This is a genomic window from uncultured Paracoccus sp., assembly GCF_945915435.1.
GTDB lineage: Bacteria > Pseudomonadota > Alphaproteobacteria > Rhodobacterales > Rhodobacteraceae > Paracoccus.
On record NZ_CAMEFG010000017.1, the window covers coordinates 18,181 to 36,757 of the forward strand.

Genomic DNA, 18,577 nt, shown 5'->3' on the forward strand with positions numbered 1-18,577 from the left:
CCTGAACGGGCCTCTGTCCTGCTCGACAGGTTTCAGTTTTGTGACCGCGCCTAATTGGCCTGGCGGCGCAGGAAGGCGGGGATTTCGCTCCGCTCATCGTTGCTGTCGGGGCTTGCCAGATCCTCGAAACCGGCATCAAAGCCACTACGCTGGCGGCTTGCCACCCGTTCCGACACCCGTTCGGCGATGGAACTGGCCGCCGGTTTCTGCTCGGACGAGCTGCCGCCCGCCATGCGTTCGATCATGCGGCCAAGGCCCGCCATGCGGCCAGCGGCACCACCACCACGTTGGGGCTGCGCCGGCTGCGGCGCGGGTTGCTGGGCCTGTTGCGGCTGCTGGCGCGGGCGCGTCGGATCGTTGCGGACGGCATTGTCCAGACGGTCCAGCACCTGGCGCGAGGGCTGGCCGGGCTGCGGACGCTGCGGCGCGGTGAAATCGGCTGCATCGGCGACCAGCGGGTCGATGGCCGTGCCGCGCGGGGCCGGATTGTAGGCCGGGGGCGGCAGGTCGTCGGCAGCCTCGGCGCGCGGCGCGGGGGCCGGATCGTGCGAAGCCTCGGCGGTCAGCGGCGCGCTGCGGCGCGGAGGCGGCAGGTCGTCGTCCTGCCGGGTCGGGGTCGCCTGCTGCGTGATCGGCGGGGTCTGGGTCAGCGGCTCGCGCAGGCCGCGGCGCGGCAGGTCGGCCTCGGCAGCCGCTGCGTCGATCCCGGTCGCGACGACCGAAACGCGGATCGTGCCTTCCATGTCCGGGTCCAGCGTCGAGCCGACGATGATATTGGCATCGGCATCCACCTTTTCGCGGACCTTCTCGGCCGCCTCGTCCATTTCGAACAGGGTCAGGTCGTAGCCGCCGGTGATGTTGATCAGCACGCCCTTGGCGCCGTGCAGGCTGATTTCGTCCAGAAGCGGATTGGCGATGGCCTTCTCGGCGGCCTGGATCGCGCGGTTCTCGCCCGAGGCTTCGCCCGCGCCCATCATCGCCTTGCCCATTTCGTCCATCACGGCGCGGACATCCGCGAAGTCCAGGTTGATCAGGCCGGGGCGGACCATCAGGTCGGTCACGCCCTTGACCCCCTGATACAGCACGTCGTCGGCCATCTGGAAGGCTTCGGTGAAGGTGGTCTTTTCGTTGGCCAGGCGGAACAGGTTCTGGTTGGGGATGACGATCAGCGTATCGACGACCCGTTGCAGCACCTCGATGCCTTCGTCGGCCTGGCGCATGCGCTTGGTGCCTTCGAACTGGAAGGGTTTGGTGACGACGCCGACGGTCAGGATGCCCATCTCACGCGCGGCCTGCGCGATGATCGGCGCGGCGCCGGTGCCGGTGCCGCCGCCCATCCCGGCGGTGATGAAGCACATATGCGCGCCCATCAGGTGATCGACGATATCCTCGATCGTTTCCTCGGCGGCCTTGGCCCCGATCGAGGGCTTGGCGCCTGCGCCCAGCCCCTCGGTCACGGTCGGCCCAAGCTGGACGCGCTGCGTCGAACTGGACTGTGCCAGCGCCTGCGCGTCGGTGTTGGCAACGACGAACTCGACCCCTTCGAGATGCTTCTCGATCATGTTGTTGACCGCGTTGCCACCGGCCCCGCCGACACCGAAAACGGTGATGCGCGGCCTAAGTTCCTGCTCGTCATTCAGCATCAGATTGAGACTCATTGCTCGTGTGCCCTCGTATGCCTTTGTCTGCTCCACCGGGTGCCAGAGGCCCCGGACGAATCCCCCGTATTCCGTCCAACCTAACCGATCCGACGACCAAACGTCACCCGAAAAACACGGTTCAGCCACAAAATATTGCGTGTGGGCCGGGTCGTTTCGGCGGTATGTTGCCCATAGCCCCCTATATGGTGGGGCAAGCCCGCACCATGTCACGAGGCAGGTTCCGGCGTAACTACCAGTTCTTGCGGAACCATTCATAGGCCCGGCGCAGGCTGCGCGCCGGATAGCGTTCGGCGGGCATCTCGAAGTCCCACCATTCGTCTTGCGGATGCGCGCTCAGCAGCGCCAGCCCGATGGCGCTGGCAAAGCCCGGCGCGGTCGCCGAATGGGCCAGCCCCTGCACCCGCAGCGGGCGCCCGATGCGCACGTTCTGGCCCAGCATCCGCGCGGCCAGCGTGTCCAGCCCCGGAATCTGGCTGCCGCCGCCGGTCAGCACGATCTGGCGGCTTGGCAGGTAGTCGAAGCCGGCCGCATCCAGGATGCCGCGCACCTCTTCCAGGATTTCCTCGACGCGGGGGCGCATGATGCCGATCAGGTCGGCGCGGCTGACGCTGCGGCGATCGGTTTCCCAATCGCCGGTGTCGCCGCCAAGCTCGATCAGCTCGCGGTCGTCGCGCCCGGTGGCCTCAAGCCCGCCGTGCAGGGTCTTGATCCGCTCGGCGACGGCGTGGCTGGTGCGCAGGCCCTTGGCGATGTCGGTCGTGATCGTGTCGCCGCCAAGCCGGACCGCGTCGGCAAAGATCATGTGCTTGCGGATGAAGATCGACACCCCCGTCACGCCGCCGCCAAGATCGATGCAGGCCGAACCCAGTTCCTGCTCGTCCTCGACCAGCGAGGCAAGCCCGCTGACATAGGAGGCCGAGGCGACCCCGGCCAGTTCCAGGTCGCAGCGCCGGATGCAGCTGACCAGGTTGCCCGCCGCATCGCCGTCAATGGTCAGCACATGCATGTCGCAGGCCAGCCGGTTGCCCGAATGCTCGCGCGGGTCCATCAGCCCGGAACGGTTGTCTACCGCGAAATTCACCGGCTGCGCATGCAGCACCTCGCGACCGCGCCCGAAATCGGGAACGTCGCAGGACGCCAGCACGCGGGCCACGTCCTCCTCGGTGACCCTGCCCGCTTCCAGCGCGATCTCGCCCGCCAGCCCGTAGGACGCGGGCCGCGCGCCCGAGATGCAGGCGATGACGTGATCGACCCGCACCCCGGCGATCTTCTGCGCGGACTGGACGACGGTGCGGATGGCGCGCTCGGTCTCGGGCATGGTCTCGATCTCGCCATAGCGCACCCCGCGCGAGCGGGTGGTCGCCGCGCCGATCACGCGGAAATTCGACTGCCCCGCCATCGGCCCGACGCCGTCGGTTTCGCGAAACACCCCCGGCCCGTCGAATTGCAGGATCAGGCAGGCGATCTTGGACGTGCCGATGTCCAGAACCGCGATCACGCCCCGCTGCATCGCCTGGCGGCGCATGTTCCGCATGGCGCGCTGGCCTTGGTAAAGATCCCTCATGTCTGCCCCCGAACGTCTTTTCTGCTTATCCGTTGTTTCTTGCCGTTGCCGCCGCCTGCTGGATGGGCGCGCCATCCGGTCCCAGTTCCGGCTGGCCGCGCACCCGGCGGATCGCGTTCTGCGCGTCGATGCCAAGCCGCACCCGCGCCTGATCGGATTGCCGCAGATCGACGATGCGCACGTCGCGCCCCAGAACGTCGTTGATCCGATCCTTGGCCAGGATGCGTTCAAGCGCGGGCAAGGGATTTTCGGCGGGCAGCATGATACGCTGGCCGCGATCCAGCACCAGGTCCCAACGCCGTTCGCCCACGCGCACCAGCCCCCGCACGCGCGGCAGGACCGGCCCCGCCGCGTCGATCAGCAGCAGCGCCTCGGGCGCGGCGCGGTCGGCACCCTCGCCCGAGATGATGGGCAGGTCGGGCCGCACATCGCGCGACGTGGCCGAGGCGACGCGGTGCCCCGTCTTGTCCAGCAACTCGACCCCGCGCGCATGGCGCCACAGTACCACCGGCACCCGCTCGGTCACCACCGCCGACAGGATGCCGCCGGGACGGATGCGCAACTCGACCGATTCGACCGCATCCAGCCGCAGCAGGCGCGCGCGCAACTCCTCAAGGTCGATGTCGAAGCTGGAAGCGGGCAGGCTGACCGGCAGCATCGCCCGCAAGCCGCGATCGACGGCGGGCGAGGCGCCCTCGATCGTCATCATGCGCACCATGAATTCGTCGCGGTTCTGGATGCTTTCGATCAACCCGGTCAACCCGCCCGAGATCTGGGCGCGCCGGGTCTCGTCCGACAGCCAGATCCCGGCGGTCAGCGCGATCAGGAAGGCAGGCAGCCCCACGCGGGTCAGCTTGCGGATGATGGGCGTCAGCCACAGCCGATGCAGGCGATAGGCCAGCCGCGAGGGCGCCGGATCGCGCGGTGCCGCGCGGCGCTGAGGCGGCGGCGCGGGACGCGCAGGGGCCACGCGCGAAGGCGGCTCGTGCCGGACCCAGCCTTGCGGCTCATGGCGTTCGGGGGTCAGGCCGTGCATAGCGCGTCCTCCACCATCCAGCGGCACAGATCGGCAAAGCCCATTCCCAGGACCGCCGCCTGCTCGGGCACGAGCGAGGTCGGCGTCATGCCCGGCTGCGTATTGGTTTCCAGCAGGAACAGCCCCGCCAGCCCGCGCGGCTCGTCCCAGCGGAAATCGGTGCGCGACACGCCCCGGCAGCCAAGCGCGCGATGGGCGCGCAGGGCATAATCCAGACAGGCCGCCGCGATCTCGGCCGGAATATCCGCAGGGACGACATGGCGCGATCCGCCCGCCGTATATTTCGCGGCATAGTCATACCAGCCGTCGGTCACGATCTCGGTCACCGCCAGCGCGCGATCGCCCATGACGGTGGTGGTCAGTTCGCGCCCCGGCACATAGGTCTCGACCATGACCTGATCGGGCATCTCATCGGAAAGCTGCGCGGGACCGTTCGCCCCCTCCTGCACGATATAGACCCCGACCGAGGACCCCTCGTCATTGGGCTTGACCACATAGGGCGGCGTCAAGGGGTGCGCGGTGCGCGCGGCATCGCGGGCGACGACGACGCTTTCGACGATCGGCAGGCCCGCCTCGCGATAGATCTGCTTGGCGCGGGTCTTGTCCATCGCCAGCGCCGAGGCCAGCAGGCCCGAATGCGTATATGGGATGCCCATCCATTCCAGCAGGCCCTGAACGCGGCCATCCTCGCCGAAACGGCCATGCAGGGCATTGAAGCAGACATCCGGGCGCAATTCGGCCAGCCGCAGGGCAAGATCCCTGCCCGCGTCGATTTCCACGACCTCATAGCCCGCCTGCCGCAGCGCATTCGCGCACTCGCGCCCGGACGACAGGGATACCTCGCGCTCGGCCGAGAACCCTCCCATCAAGACTGCGACTTTCGGGGCCGTCCTGCTCGACCTGCCCGCCACGTTTCGCCTTTCACCCCTGTTTTCCAGGGCTTTTCAATCTTCTTCCGGGCAACCGGCCGCGGTTCGTTCCGCGATCCTGACCCGATTGGGCAAGTGTAGCGCCAAAGAGTCTGGCAAGAAAGGCCTATTTCCGAAAAAAGGATTAACCGGCAAGGGCCGGCTCACCGACGCGAATCACCTCCCATTGCAGCAGGTGGCCGCTGGTCTGGCGGACCTTTTCGCGGACCAGCTCGCCAAGCGCCTCAAGGTCGGCGGCGGTGGCCGCGCCGGTGTTCAGCAGGAAGTTGGGATGCTTCTCGCTCATCTGCGCGCCGCCAAGCCGATGGCCGCGCAAACCGGCGGCGTCGATCAGGCTCCACGCCTTCAACTCATGGCTGTCATCGGCGCGCCCGGTCGAGGAAAACCCCGCCGGATTGCGGAAGGTCGATCCCGCCGTGCGCTCTTTCGTCGGCTGGCTGGCATCACGGCGGGCAAGCTGATCGGCCATCTTCGCGGCCAGCGCGGCCGGATCGCCACGTTCGGCGCGGAAGGTGGCCTGGGTCAGCACCCAGCCATCGGGCAATTCCGAATGGCGATAGGCAAGGCGCAGATCGCCCGGCGCCAGCACGACCTCGCGCCCGTCGCGGGTGACGGCCCGCGCCTCGACCAGATGGTCGGCGACATAGGAGCCATAGCATCCCGCATTCATCCGAACCGCCCCGCCTATCGCGCCGGGAATGGTGCGAAGGAAGGTCAGGTCCAACCCCTGTTCGGCAGCCTTGCGCGCGACATGCGCATCCAGCGCCGCCGCCCCGGCGATCACACGATCACCGTCGAAGGCAATGCCGTTGAAGCCCCGCCCCAGCCGGATGACGACGCCGCGCATCCCACCGTCGCGCACGATCAGGTTCGACCCGACCCCGATCGGAAACACCGCGATCGCTGGGTCCAGGCCGTGCAGGAAATCGGCCAGATCGGCCACATCGGCAGGCTGAAACAGCCAATCGGCAGGTCCGCCCACCCGCAGCCAGGTCAGGTCCGCAAGCGGGCGGTCGGCGGTCAATGCACCGCGAGGTGTCGGAATTCCATCATTCATGCACATCTCATATCAAAGCATGCCCCGGACCAGAAGAGCCATCCCGCCGCCCCTCCGCCGCGCCGCATGGGTATTTATGTGATAGAGAATTCGCTTTCTTCATCACCCAAATACCCAATCCGGCCTTGCCAGCGGCGCAATCGCAGCAAGTTGCTGCGCCGCGCCGGGCAGCAGGCCCGTCTTATTCGGCGGCGGTGGGCGGGGCGCCGGGGCGGGCGGGCCGGTGCTTGCGGCGGGGCGACATGGGCGGCCAGTTCAACAGCCCCATCCCCAGCAGAAACCCCGCGACGCCGGCGCCCGGTCCCATGACATAGGTCAGCCAGCCAAGCATCGGCACGCCCATCGCCACCAGCGCCCAGAACAGCGGCACCTGCCAGCCGCGCGCGAAGGGAAGCAGGCAGGCCAGCAGCCCCCAGGCCAGCGCGATCAGCGTGACCGTGGCAAAGGGATGCGTGGCCAGCGCGGTCATGCGGCGGCCTCTTGCAGGCGCGCGGGCAGGTTGTTGGCCCATGCCGAGATCGTCCCCGCGCCAAGGCAGACCACCATGTCGCCGGGCCGCGCCTGTTCGCGCACCAGCCGGGCAAGGTCGTCCTCGCTGATCACCGCGCGGGCGTGGCGGTGGCCGTGGGCGATCAGCCCGGCCACCAGGTCGTCGCGCGATGCGCCGGGGATGGGGTCTTCGCCTGCGCCATAGACCTCGGCGATGGCGACGACATCGGCCTCGTTGAAGCAGGTGCAGAAATCGTCGAAGAGACTTGCCAGCCGCGAATAGCGATGCGGCTGATGCACCGCGATGACGCGGCCTTTCGTGGCTTGCCGGGCCGCTTTCAGCACCGCCGCGATCTCGACCGGGTGGTGGCCGTAATCGTCGATGATGGTGACGCCGTCCACCTCGCCCACGCGGGTGAAGCGCCGCCCGACGCCCGCGAATTTCGCCAGCGCCTCGCGGATCTCGGACCGCTTCATGCCCAGGTGGCGGGCCACCGCCACGGCGGAAAGCGCGTTCGAGACGTTGTGGTCCCCCGGCATGGGCAGGGTGCAGCCTTCGATCAGGGGCACTTCGCCGTCGTTCAGTTCGGCTTCGCCTTGCAGGGCGATGTCGAAATGCGCCACGCCGTTTTCATAGCGCAGGTTGATCGCGCGCACGTCGGCCTGCGCGTTGAAGCCGAAGGTCGTCACGCGGCGGTCTGTCAGCCGGCCGACCAGCGCCTGCACCTCGGGGTGGTCGGTGCAGCAGACCGCCAGCCCGTAGAAGGGGATCCCCGAGACGAAATCGTAAAACCCCTTGCGCAGCGCATCGAAGGAACCCCAATGCTCCATATGTTCGGGGTCGATATTGGTCACGATGGCGATGGTCGCAGGCAGGCGGTTGAAGGAGCCGTCGCTTTCATCCGCCTCGACCACCATCCACTCGCCCGCACCGGCGCGCGCGTTGGAGCCATAGGCGTGGATCACGCCGCCGTTGATCACGGTGGGGTCCAGCCCGCCCGCATCCAGGAGCGTCGCCACCATCGTCGTGGTCGTGGTCTTGCCGTGGGTGCCCGCGATGGCCACATTGGATTTCAGCCGCATCAGTTCGGCCAGCATCTCGGCGCGGCGCACGACGGGCAGGCCGCGGCGGCGGGCTTCCTCCAGTTCGGGGTTGCCCTTCCTGATCGCGGTCGAGATGACGACCACCCCCGCCTCGCCGATATTCTCGGCGCGCTGGCCCTCGAAGATGCGGGCGCCCAGGCTTTCCAGCCGGTCGGTGATCTTCGAGCGTTTCGCATCCGACCCCTGCACGTCGTAGCCCAGCGTCATCAGCACCTCGGCGATGCCGGACATGCCGATGCCGCCGATGCCGATGAAATGGATCGGGCCGAGTTCGCCGGGAAGTTTGGTCGCTGCGTTCATCGGGTCAGTTCCGTCACTAGATCTGCAAGGGTGGCCGCTGCATCGGGGCGGCCCAGCGAAAGCGCGCTGGCGGCCATCTGGCTTGCGCGTCCGTCATCGGACAGGATCGCACGGATGTCGCGCCTGAGGCTGGTTTCGTCAAGGATGGATTCGGGCAGCACGATCGCGGCATTGGCATCCGACAGCGCACGGGCGTTGGCGCTTTGGTGATCGCCCGTCGCGGCGGCATAGGGAATGAGGATCGCGGGGCGGCCCACCGCCGTGATATCCGCGATGGACGAGGCGCCCGCGCGGCTGATCACCATCTGGCAATCGGCCAGACGCTGCGGAACGTCGTCGAAGAAGGGGCGCACCTCGGCCATGATGCCCGCATCGGCATAGGTGGCGGCGACGCGCTCGGCATCCTCAGGGCGGGCCTGATGGCTGACGCGCAGCCGGGCACGCAATTCGTCGGGCAGGCCGGTGACGGCGGCGGGAACGGTGTCGGACAGGATGCGTGCGCCCTGGCTGCCGCCGATGACCAGCAGGTTCAGCGCGCCGTCGGGTCCGGGTGGGACATAGGGTGCGGCGGCCTGCGCGGCGACGGCGGCGCGGATCGGGTTGCCGGTATGGACGCTGCGCACGCCGTCCGGCGCGTCGGTGGGCCAGATGCCGCAGGCGACCAGATCGACCCGCCGCGCAAAGGCCCGGTTGACGCGGCCCATCACGCCGTTCTGTTCATGGATCATGCGCGGGATGCCCAGTGCCACCGCGGCCGCCATTGCCGGGATCGTGGGATAGCCGCCGAAGCCCACCACGACGGCGGGCCGGTCGGCCTTCATCGCCCCCCTGGCCGTCAGCACGCCCGAGGCGATGCGCAAGGGCAGCACCAGCCGCGCGGCCACGCCGCCGCGTGCGGTGGTGGCGGACTGGACGACCTCGCGCGCGACCTCGGGCGGGAAGGCGCCCGCATAGCGCGCGCCGCGTTCGTCGGTGGACAGCTTGACGCGCCAGCCGCGCGCCAGCAGCTCCTCGGCCAGGGCCTGGGCGGGAAACATGTGCCCGCCGGTCCCCCCGGCGGCGATGATGCAAAGCGGCACGGGCATCAGCGGCCCCGTCCCAGGATGTCGCCGATATCGCCTTGCGGACGCGAGCGGGTCAGCGCCAGCAGCATCCCCACCGCGATCCCCGAGGCGATCACCGACGAGCCGCCATAGCTGACGAAGGGCAGCGTCATCCCCTTGGCGGGCAGAAGCCGCACGGCCACGCCCATGTTGATCAGCGCCTGCACGCCAAAGGCGCAGGCCAGCCCCGTCCCCGCGATCCGGGTGAAGGGATCGCGTTCGCGCAGAAGCCGCGTCAGCGAACGAAAGACGATGGTGCAGTAAAGCGCGATGATCACCAGCACCATGATCAGCCCGTATTCCTCGGCCGCGACGGCGATGATGAAATCGGTATGCGCGTCGGGCAGCGACCATTTCACGGTCCCCTCGCCCACGCCGACGCCGAAGAAGCCGCCTTCCTGGATGGCATTGGCGGCATAGCCAAGCTGGGTGCGCGGATCGACCTCGGCGGTCAGGAAGCCGTCGATGCGGCGGGCGAAATGCTCGGACGCGCCATAGGCGAAGATCCCGCCCATCGCGGCGATGCCAAGCACGGTCAGCAGCAGCGTCATCGGCGCACCGGCGATGAAATACATCACGCACCACGAAAACAGCACCAGCGCGGCCTGCCCGAAATCGGGCTGCAAGGCCAGCAGGACGACCACGAAAACCGCAAGGACAAAGGAATAGAACCGGCCCGGCGGTCCCCCGATCTCATCCGCCGAGGCAAGGAACCATGCGCAGATCGCGACGAAGCCGGGCTTGAGGAACTCGGACGGCTGGACCGAGGCGAAGCCGAAGCTGAGCCAGCGCACCGCGCCCTTGCCGAAATCCGTTCCGATGAAGGGCAGCGCCAGCAGGGCCAGCATCGCCGCGGCAAAGCCCAGCACCCCCAGCCTGCGGACATTGCGCGGCGAGAAGGTCGAGATGACCAGCATCACCGCCAGCGCCACGCCGCCGAAGAAAAGCTGGCGGCTGACATAGTAGAACTGCGGCAGGTTGTGCCTTTCGGCCAGCGGCACCGAGGCGGCCAGCGCCAGCAGCAGCCCCATGCCGAACAGGCCAAGCACGCAGGCCAGCGCCCATCTGTCCACGGTCCGCCACCAGCGCGGAAGAATAGGATCGCCCACCCGAACAGGCGTGGCCCCGAAGACCATCTCTGTCATGGAATACCGCCGTCACTGCCTCTGCATTGCCCGTTTTCCGGGTCTGTCGGGGATCATAGCGCGATTGCGCGCACCGCGCTACCGCCGATTTGCGATCGGCGGCGCTTTTGCGATCACGTTTGCGCGGCGCCCGGCGCGGGCTTGCCCCTTCCAACTGGCGCGCGGGCGGATTACCTATCGCGGCGACAAGGGCGCATCGTGGTGAAGGAACGGGCGGGATGATCTACGAAACCGGAAAGGCATGGCTGGAAAGCCCGCGCCGCCGCGTGCTGTTCTTCGGCATGTCGGGCCTTGGCAAGACCTATCTTGCGACCATGCTGCGCCAGTCGGGCGACTGGTTCCACTATTCCATCGACTACCGCATCGGCACCCGCTACATGGGCGAGTTGATCGCCGACAACTTCAAGCGCGAGGCGATGAAGGTCCCCTTCCTGCGCGAATTGCTGATGTCGGATTCGGTCTATATCGCCAGCAACATCACGTTCGAGAACCTGGCGCCGCTGTCCACCTACCTGGGCAAGCCCGGCAGCATCACGCGCGGGGGCCTGCCCTTTCGCGAATACATGCGCCGCCAGAACCAGCACCGCGCCGCCGAGATCTCGGCGCTTCTGGACACGCGCCACTTCATCCAGCGCGCGCGGGAGCTTTACGGGATCGAGCATTTCGTCTGCGATTCAGGCGGCTCGATCTGCGAGGTGGTAGACCCGTTCGCCGAAAGCGATCCCGTGCTGGATGCGCTGGAACAGGACCTGCTGCTGGTCTGGATCAAGGGATCGGACGAACATACCGCGGAACTGGTGCGCCGCTTCGACCGCGCGCCCAAGCCGATGTATTACCAGCCCGAATTCCTGGAACGGGCCTGGACCGATTACCGCGTCGAAAACGGCTTGACCGAAGAGCAGGTCAACCCCGACGACTTCATCCGCTGGACCTATGCCCGCGCGCTGGCCCACCGCCAGCCGCGCTACCAGGCGATGGCCCGGCGCGGCGTCACGCTGCTGGCCAGCGAGGTTGCCGAAATCGGGACGCCGGACGCGCTGATCCGGCTGATCGCAAGGGCCATAGACAGAAAGGAAAGCTGATGCCCATCACCCTGCCGAACGACCTGCCCGCCTTCGATATCCTGTCGAACGAAGGCGTCATGGTCATGTCGCCGGGCCGGGCAGCCCAGCAGGACATCCGGCCCCTGCGCATCGGTTTGCTGAACCTGATGCCGAAAAAGATCCAGACCGAGAACCAGTTTGCCCGGCTGATCGGCGCGACGCCCCTGCAGATCGACTTTCACCTGATCCGCATGAGCGATCACGAAAGCCGCAACACCGCCGCCGATCACATGGCCGCCTTCTACCGCACCTTCCGCGAGGTCGAGGCGACGGGCGAGAAATTCGACGGCCTGCTCATCACCGGCGCCCCGGTCGAACACCTGCCCTTCGAGCAGGTCACCTATTGGGACGAATTGCGCCGCGTCTTCGACTGGACGCAGACCCACGTCCATTCCACCTTCGGCGTCTGCTGGGGCGGCATGGCGATGGCCTGGCATTTCAACGGCCTGCCCAAGCACATGCTGACGGAAAAGCTGTTCGGCTGCTTCCGGCACGACAATCTCGCGCCCTCCAGCCACTATCTGCGCGGCTTTTCCGACGACGTGCTGGTGCCCGTCAGCCGCTGGACCGAGGTGCGCCAGCCCGAGGTGGACGCCATCCCCGGCCTGACCACGCTGATCGCCTCGAAACAGGCCGGGCCTTGCCTGGTCGAGGACGCGGGCCACCGCGCGCTTTATGTCTTCAACCACTTCGAATACGACAGCACGACGCTGAAGGACGAATACGACCGCGACGTGGCGGCGGGCAAGCCGATCAGCGTGCCGGTGAACTACTACCCCGACGACGATCCCGCGCGCACGCCCACGAACCGCTGGCGCAGCCACGCCCATCTGCTTTACGGCAACTGGATCAACGAGATCTACCAGACCACCCATTACGACATGGCCAAGATCGGAACCTGAGCGGACAAGACGCGAAGCCGCTTGCCGGACGGCCCGCGCGCGGGTAGCGTCCGGCAGGAAGCCCCCGTTGAGAAAGCACCCGCCATGTCCCTTCTGCGCTCGACCGCCATCATGATCGCCCTGCCCGCCGCGGCCCTTGCCGCCGACCCGGAACTGACCGTCTTCGACTGGGCCGGTTTCGAGGAACCCGACATCTTCCGCGGCTATATCGAGCAGCACGGCCAAGGCCCCAGCTTCGCCTTCTACGGCGACGACGACGAGGCGTTCCAGAAACTCGCCTCGGGCTTTCGCGCCGATGTGGCGCATCCCTGTTCGCAGATGGTGTCGAAATACCGCGACGCCGGGCTGATCGAGCCGTGGGACACCAGCCGCATCCCCGCCTTCGACAGCATCGACGAGCGTTTCCTGGATTCCGAGATCTTCCGCGACAGCGAAGGCGTCTGGTATATCCCCGTCGATTGGGGCGCCGCCGCCATCGCCTACAACACCGACACCGTCCCGGTCGAGGACGTGGCGACGTTGCAGGTCTTCGTCGATCCGAAATATCAGGGCCGCACCTCGCTGCCCGACAGTTCGGACGATGTCTGGGCGCTGGCCTATCTGGCGACCGGCACCACCGACTGGGAGGACGTGACCGAAGAACAGTTCCAGGCCGCCGCCGACTGGCTGCGCGAGGCGCATCAGAACGTCGTCGCCTATTGGGCCGATCCGGCGGAACAGGCGCAACTGATGGCCTCGGGCGCGGTGGACGTCACATGGTCGTGGAACGACGTCCTGTCGATCCTTCAGAACGACGGCTATCCGGTGGGCTTCCAGCGCGAGCCGGCGGAAGGTTCATCGACCTTCTTCTGCGGCTTCGTGAACCTGAAGAACGGCCCCGGCAGCGAAGACAAGACCTATGACTTCATCAACGCCTGGATGGAGCCGCGCTCGGCCAAGGGCCTGCTCGACACCATCGGCTACGGCCATACCTCGACCGTGGCGATGGAAACGATCGCCGACGAACCCGCCGTGCAACTGGGCCTGTCCGACATCGACGCCCCGGTTCTGGCGCAAACCCCCAACGACCCCGCCCAACGCGAACGCCAGCTTGCCGAGTTCGAGCGGATCAAGGCCGGTTTCTGATCCGGCCTGCGGGCGGGGGCATGGGGCGGCAACCCCTTGTCACGCCGCCCGCCCGGCCCTATATTCGGATTGTTCGGGTTCGCCCGGACTATGGACATAAACGCGCATGTAATAAGCGGATCGGACCCGGGGGCGGTACCCGGCGGCTCCACCAGATCGCCTTCGTTGGGGGAACATGGGGCCGAAACAGGATCGACGAACGTCTAAAGATGTTTGCTTTGTCCCGGTGAGCTACCACCGATATCGGTGCAAATTGTACAGTTGCCAACGACAACCGTGCTCCGGTCGCTCTGGCTGCGTAAGCAGCTCGGGTAACCGAAACCTAACTCCTTGCGCTTAGCAGCGTAAGGCGGGGCCCGCAGGAGCCTTGCAACAGAATCCTGCACCTTCTCCCCCAAATCGCGGCCCGGTCTATTCCCGTCACGGGAAATCTTGGCTATTCGGGGTGCGCAAACGAATGGGGATCGCCATGAACGACAATCGGGATGCCGATGCGCTGATCGCGGATATGGGCGCGCAGGCGCGCGAGGCCGCCGCCGTGCTGGCCGAAACCGGGGCCGAGCGCAAGCACGCCGCACTGATCGGCGCCGCCCATGCGATGCAGGCCGCCGAGGGCAGGATTCTGGACGCCAATGCCGAAGATCTGGTCTACGCCGAGGAAAAGGGCCTCTCGCCCGCGATGATCGACCGGCTGACGCTGGACAGCACCCGCATCCGCGCCATTGCCGACGGGCTGCGCGCCATCGCCGAACAGGCCGATCCGGTGGGCCGGGTGCTGGCCGAATGGGACCGCCCCAACGGGCTGCACATCCAGCGCGTCGCGACCCCGCTTGGCGTGATCGGCGTGATCTATGAAAGCCGCCCGAACGTCACCGCCGATGCCGCCGCGCTGGCGCTGAAGGCAGGCAATGCGGTGATCCTGCGGGGGGGGTCGGACAGCCTGAACTCATCGGCTGCGATCCATGCCTGCATGGTGCAGGGCCTGCGCGAGGCGGGCCTGCCCGAGACCGCTATCCAGATGGTGCCGACCCGCGACCGCGCCGTGGTCGATGCGATGCTGCGCGCGCAGGGGCTGATCGACGTCATCATTCCGCGCGGCGGCAAGGGCCTTGTCGGGCGCGTGCAGGCCGAGGCGCGGGTGCCCGTCTTTTCCCACCTTGAAGGGGTCTGCCATATCTACGCCGACCGCGACGCCGACCTGGAAAAGGCGCGGCGCGTGATGCTGAACGCCAAGACGCGGCGCACCGGCATCTGCGGCGCGGCGGAAACGCTGCTGATCGACTGGCAGTTCTATACCAAACACGGCCCCGTGCTGATCGAGGACCTGCTGAAGGCCGGTGTCGAAGTCCGGGCCGAGGGCGAGCTTGCCCGCATCCCCGGCACCACCCCCGCCCATCCCGAGGATTTCGGGTGCGAGTTCCTGGACATGATCATCGCCGCCCGCCTGGTCGATGGCGTGGACGAGGCGATCGCGCATATCCGCCGCCACGGCTCGGGCCATACCGAGGCGATCCTGACCGAAAACGACGCCACCGCCGAGCGGTTCTTCAAGCGGCTGGACAGCGCGATCCTGATGCGCAACGCCTCGACCCAATTCGCCGACGGGGGAGAGTTCGGCATGGGCGGCGAGATCGGCATCGCCACCGGCAAGATGCACGCGCGCGGCCCGGTCGGGGCCGAGCAACTGACCAGCTTCAAATATCTGGTCACCGGCGACGGCACCACGCGGGTATAGGCCCGCCCGTCAGCCCCCGCCTTTTCCATGCCGCGCCCGCGACCGCCGGTAATCGCGCATCAGCGCGGCGCGGCGCGGGCGGAAGCTTTCGCCCGCGGGCGCAAGCGCGTGGATGCGGTTGACGTGAAAGACCCGGAAATCCATCCGCAAGCGGCACATCGCCAGAAGCATCAGCGAGCGGTCGGTATAGGACAGGCCGAGCGGCCAGATGACGCGCCGCGAGACCGCACCCCCAAGATCGGTATAGCCGATCCGCACCGCTTGTTCGTTCCAGCAGGCATCGCGCAGGATCGCCAGATCGACCTGCGGCGGATCGCGTTCGGGCGGCGGGCCGAAGCTGTGCGTGATCGCGTGCAGCGCCTGCTGCGACTGGTGCCCGGGCAGGGTCGCGACGATGCGGGCAAGGGCCGCGCGCCCCGCCTCGACCATCTCGCCGTCGCCGATCCGGTCGAGGGCCTGCACGGCCAGCAGCAAAGCCTCGATCTCCAGCCGCGAGAAACTTTGCGGTGGCAGGGCCGGGTCTTCGGTCAGCGTATAGCCCAGCCCCGCCTCGCCGTCGATCAGGGCGCCGCCCGCGCGCAGGGTGGCGATGTCGCGGTAAAGCTGGCGCGGCGAAACGCCGGTTTCCGCCGCCAGCCGCATAGCCGTGACCGGCGCGGGCAGGCGGCGCAGCAGGTCCATCAGACGCATCAGCCGGTCGGTCCGGGCCATCCTGTCACCTTTTGTCAGCACCCCCGTGCCAGAGTCGGGGCTGGCAATGCAAGGAGGCAAGTCATGCTGACATTCTATCACGCACCGAACAGCCGCTCGACCAGCATCAACCAGTTGATCCACGAACTCGGCGTCGCCGATCAGGTCAGGACGGTCGAGGTCACGATTCCGCGCTCGGACGGTTCGGGCGGGACCGATCCGGCCAATCCGCATCCCGAAGGCAAGGTGCCCTATCTGACCGAGGGCGAGGATTTCGTGCGCGAACGGGCGGCCATCGTCCTCTATCTGACCGACCGCTTCCCGCGCGCCGGGCTGGGACGCGCGGTCGGCGATCCGCAGCGCGGCCGCTTCCTGTCATGGCTGACATGGTATCAGGGCGTATTCGAGCCGGTGGCCATCCTCGGCTGGGCCGGGGTGGACCATCCCGCGATCAAGGATTCGCTGCGCGATTACGACACGGCGATCCGGCGTCTGGACGAGGCGCTGACACGGCAGCCCTACCTGCTGGGCGACGATTACAGCGCCGCCGATCTGCTTTGCGCGGGACCCTTCGCGTGGTTCGGCGATCAGATGCCCGCCACGCCCGCGATCAAGGCGTGGGTGGAACGCTGCATGGATCGCCCCGCCGTCCACGAGACCGCGGGCGTATAGATCAGCAAGAGATTTCCCCGACCTGCCCGTCCAGTTCGCGCATCAGCGTCATCATCCCCGAAACGGTGATGAACAGGATCCCTACGAACATCGGCATGTCCAGGATCTCGCTGAACAGCAGGTAATCCAGCACGATGGCCCAGATCATCTGGCTGTATTGCGTCGGGCTGACCCAGGCGGCGGGCGCGCGCAGGGCGGCATGCATCAGCAGCAGGTTCGCCAGCGCCGCCATCAGCCCGTAGCCCGCCAGCAGCACCCAGTCCTGCGCGGCGGGCCAGTGAAAGTCGCGCAGCATCGCCAGCCCGCAGATCAGCACCGCGCCCAGCATCCCCGCGCCGAACAGCGACAGCCGCTTGTCGTCGTTTCCGGCCACGCGATAGATGACGACCGACAGCCCGCCGCAAAGCCCTGCCACCAGAGCGCCCAGATGGCCGATGCTCAATTCGCGAAAACCGGGCCGCAGCACGATCAGCACGCCCAGAAAACCGATCAGGACCGCCCCCCACCGCCGGGTGCCGACCTGTTCGTTCAGAAACAGGGTCGAGATGATGGTCACGAAAGCCGGTTGCAGGAAGATCAGCACGAAGGCCTCGGCCATCGTCAGATGGGTGAAGGCGGTGACGCTGCCGATGACCCCGACCGGATATGAAAAGAACCGCAAAAGCCACAGCGCGTGGTTGCGGGTCGCGAAGATATCCTGCCAGCGGTCCCCCTTCTCGACCACGAAGGGCAAGAGGCAAAAGGCGAAAAGCGCACCGAAAAAGGCGGATTCGATGGGCGGCACCCGCCCGTCGATCAGCTTCACGCTGGCATCGCTGAAGGCGAACACCGCGAAGGCGGCAAAGCCCAGAAGAACGCCGCGCGTCGCGATGGTGCTGGTCATGGGGCATTTCCTTGGGCGGACCGGGTCCTGAACGGGGTCAGGCAGGCGCGCTGTCTAACCCGGAAATGCCGCGCCGTCCCCTGCCGGATTCGCAAGGCACCCTTGCAAGGAACGCCGCCCCGTCAGGCGCCCGCCGCGTCCAGCGCGTCGATATCGCCGTGGTTCATCATCAGGCTTGCAGCGCGGGCAAAGCTTTCCACCTGCGCCACGCTGGTCGCCGAGGCGATGGGCGCCGTCACCCCCTTGCGCTGGATCAGCCAGGCCAGCGCGACCTCGGCCGGTTTCACCGAATGATCGCGCGCCACCCGGTCCAGCGCATCCAGGATGGCTTGTCCGCGCGGCGTCAGGTATCGCGCCACCCCCTGCCCGCGCACCGATTTGCCCAGATCCTCGGCCGAGCGGTATTTGCCCGTCAGAAACCCCGAGGCCAGGCTGTAATAGGTCACGACCCCCAGCCCTTCGCGGATGCAGAAATCGCGCAACTCGCCCTCATAGCCCGCGCGGTCGTGCAGGTTGTATTCGGGCTGCACGACCTGATAGGCGGGCAGCCCTTCGTCGCGCGCGATCTGCAAGGCGCGGCCAAGCTGGTCCGCATCGTGGTTGGACGCGCCGATGGCACCGATCTTGCCCGCCCGGACCAGCTTGTCATAGGCCCGTAGCGTTTCCTCGACCGGGGTCTCGCGGTCGAAGCGATGCGAGAAATAGAGGTCGATCCGCTCGATCCCCAGCCGGGAAAGCGAGTTCTCGACCCCCTCCATGATCCAGCGTTCCGACAGGCCCGTCTGGCCGGGCTGGCCCATGTCCATGCCGATCTTGGTAAAGATCACCAGCCTGTCGCGCAGGCCGGGGCGGGCCTTCAGCCATCTGCCGATGACCGTCTCGGATTCGCCGCCCTTGTTGCCGGGGACCCAAGCCGAATAGCAATCGGCGGTGTCGATGGCATCAAAGCCGTGATCGACGAAGGCATCCAGCACGCGAAAGCTGGTTTCCTCGTCGATGGTCCAGCCAAGGACGTTGCCGCCAAAGACGATCGGCGCGATTTCAAGGCCGGTCCTGCCAAGCGCACGTTTCTGCATCTT

General features: G+C 67.3%; 17 protein-coding genes and 1 other RNA gene. 6 read left to right on the forward strand and 12 right to left on the reverse strand.

From position 1 onward, the window contains the following. Positions 1-50: 50 nt before the first annotated feature. From ftsZ to ftsW, 9 genes are all read right to left on the reverse strand, one after another. Entirely contained in the window at positions 51-1,658 is a 1,608-nt protein-coding gene (gene ftsZ, locus Q0O97_RS07585) for a cell division protein FtsZ (protein WP_294926848.1), read from the reverse strand. 232 nt (positions 1,659-1,890) lie between these two features. Next, the gene (ftsA, locus tag Q0O97_RS07590) at positions 1,891-3,225 is read right to left on the reverse strand and encodes a cell division protein FtsA (protein WP_294926850.1); all 1,335 of its coding nucleotides are present in this window, start codon (positions 3,223-3,225) and stop codon (positions 1,891-1,893) included. A 25-nt stretch (positions 3,226-3,250) separates the two neighbouring features. Continuing rightward, positions 3,251-4,261: a cell division protein FtsQ/DivIB gene (locus Q0O97_RS07595; protein WP_294926852.1), complete on the reverse strand. Its 1,011-nt coding sequence runs from the start codon at positions 4,259-4,261 to the stop codon at positions 3,251-3,253. After that, on the reverse strand, positions 4,249-5,172 hold the full coding sequence (locus Q0O97_RS07600; RefSeq protein WP_294926854.1) for a D-alanine--D-alanine ligase: 924 nt from the start codon (positions 5,170-5,172) through the stop codon (positions 4,249-4,251). Before Q0O97_RS07600 ends, Q0O97_RS07595 begins: the two co-directional genes overlap by 13 nt. A 142-nt stretch (positions 5,173-5,314) precedes the next feature. After that, complete coding sequence (gene murB / locus Q0O97_RS07605) at positions 5,315-6,247, reverse strand: UDP-N-acetylmuramate dehydrogenase (RefSeq protein ID WP_294926856.1); 933 nt, start codon at positions 6,245-6,247, stop codon at positions 5,315-5,317. 181 nt (positions 6,248-6,428) lie between these two features. After that, on the reverse strand, positions 6,429-6,716 hold the full coding sequence (locus Q0O97_RS07610) for a DUF2484 family protein (RefSeq protein WP_294926858.1): 288 nt from the start codon (positions 6,714-6,716) through the stop codon (positions 6,429-6,431). After that, complete coding sequence (murC, locus tag Q0O97_RS07615; RefSeq protein WP_294926860.1) at positions 6,713-8,140, reverse strand: UDP-N-acetylmuramate--L-alanine ligase; 1,428 nt, start codon at positions 8,138-8,140, stop codon at positions 6,713-6,715. Before murC ends, Q0O97_RS07610 begins: the two co-directional genes overlap by 4 nt. Then, on the reverse strand, positions 8,137-9,225 hold the full coding sequence (murG, locus tag Q0O97_RS07620) for an undecaprenyldiphospho-muramoylpentapeptide beta-N-acetylglucosaminyltransferase (RefSeq protein ID WP_294926862.1): 1,089 nt from the start codon (positions 9,223-9,225) through the stop codon (positions 8,137-8,139). Before murG ends, murC begins: the two co-directional genes overlap by 4 nt. Further along, the gene (gene ftsW / locus Q0O97_RS07625) at positions 9,225-10,388 is read right to left on the reverse strand and encodes a putative lipid II flippase FtsW (RefSeq protein WP_294926864.1); all 1,164 of its coding nucleotides are present in this window, start codon (positions 10,386-10,388) and stop codon (positions 9,225-9,227) included. Before ftsW ends, murG begins: the two co-directional genes overlap by 1 nt. Before the next feature lie 218 nt (positions 10,389-10,606). On the opposite strand from ftsW, the gene Q0O97_RS07630 reads away from it, so the two are divergent. From Q0O97_RS07630 to Q0O97_RS07650, 5 genes are all read left to right on the forward strand, one after another. After that, positions 10,607-11,470, forward strand: coding sequence for an ATPase (locus Q0O97_RS07630; RefSeq protein ID WP_294926867.1), 864 nt, complete (start codon positions 10,607-10,609; stop codon positions 11,468-11,470). After that, a complete protein-coding gene (gene metA, locus Q0O97_RS07635) occupies positions 11,470-12,393 on the forward strand; it encodes a homoserine O-succinyltransferase (protein ID WP_294926871.1) in 924 nt (307 codons plus the stop codon). The genes Q0O97_RS07630 and metA overlap by 1 nt, the downstream gene beginning before the upstream one ends. Positions 12,394-12,477: 84 nt before the next feature. Continuing rightward, positions 12,478-13,518, forward strand: coding sequence for an extracellular solute-binding protein (locus Q0O97_RS07640; protein ID WP_294926874.1), 1,041 nt, complete (start codon positions 12,478-12,480; stop codon positions 13,516-13,518). Between the two features lie 32 nt (positions 13,519-13,550). After that, positions 13,551-13,905, forward strand: a transfer-messenger RNA (tmRNA) gene (gene ssrA, locus Q0O97_RS07645). Positions 13,906-13,987: 82 nt separating this feature from the next. Next, positions 13,988-15,253 (forward strand): glutamate-5-semialdehyde dehydrogenase, encoded by a 1,266-nt coding sequence (locus tag Q0O97_RS07650; RefSeq protein ID WP_294926877.1) that lies wholly within the window; start codon positions 13,988-13,990, stop codon positions 15,251-15,253. A 9-nt stretch (positions 15,254-15,262) separates the two neighbouring features. Here Q0O97_RS07650 and Q0O97_RS07655 read toward each other — a convergent pair whose 3' ends face one another. Further along, positions 15,263-15,964, reverse strand: coding sequence for a YafY family protein (locus Q0O97_RS07655; RefSeq protein ID WP_294926880.1), 702 nt, complete (start codon positions 15,962-15,964; stop codon positions 15,263-15,265). A gap of 63 nt (positions 15,965-16,027) precedes the next feature. Here Q0O97_RS07655 and Q0O97_RS07660 point away from each other — a divergent pair, with 63 nt between their 5' ends. Further along, positions 16,028-16,615, forward strand: a complete 588-nt coding sequence (locus Q0O97_RS07660; RefSeq protein WP_294926882.1) for a glutathione S-transferase family protein — start codon at positions 16,028-16,030, stop codon at positions 16,613-16,615. Between the two features lies 1 nt (position 16,616). Here the strand turns inward: Q0O97_RS07660 and Q0O97_RS07665 are convergent, their stop codons facing one another. Both Q0O97_RS07665 and Q0O97_RS07670 read right to left on the reverse strand, forming a co-directional pair. Further along, positions 16,617-17,498 carry a DMT family transporter gene (locus Q0O97_RS07665; protein ID WP_294926885.1) on the reverse strand — a complete coding sequence of 294 codons (882 nt, stop codon included), beginning with the start codon at positions 17,496-17,498 and terminating at the stop codon, positions 16,617-16,619. Positions 17,499-17,620: 122 nt separating this feature from the next. Beyond that, positions 17,621-18,574 (reverse strand): aldo/keto reductase, encoded by a 954-nt coding sequence (locus Q0O97_RS07670; protein WP_294926888.1) that lies wholly within the window; start codon positions 18,572-18,574, stop codon positions 17,621-17,623. Positions 18,575-18,577 lie beyond the last annotated feature (3 nt).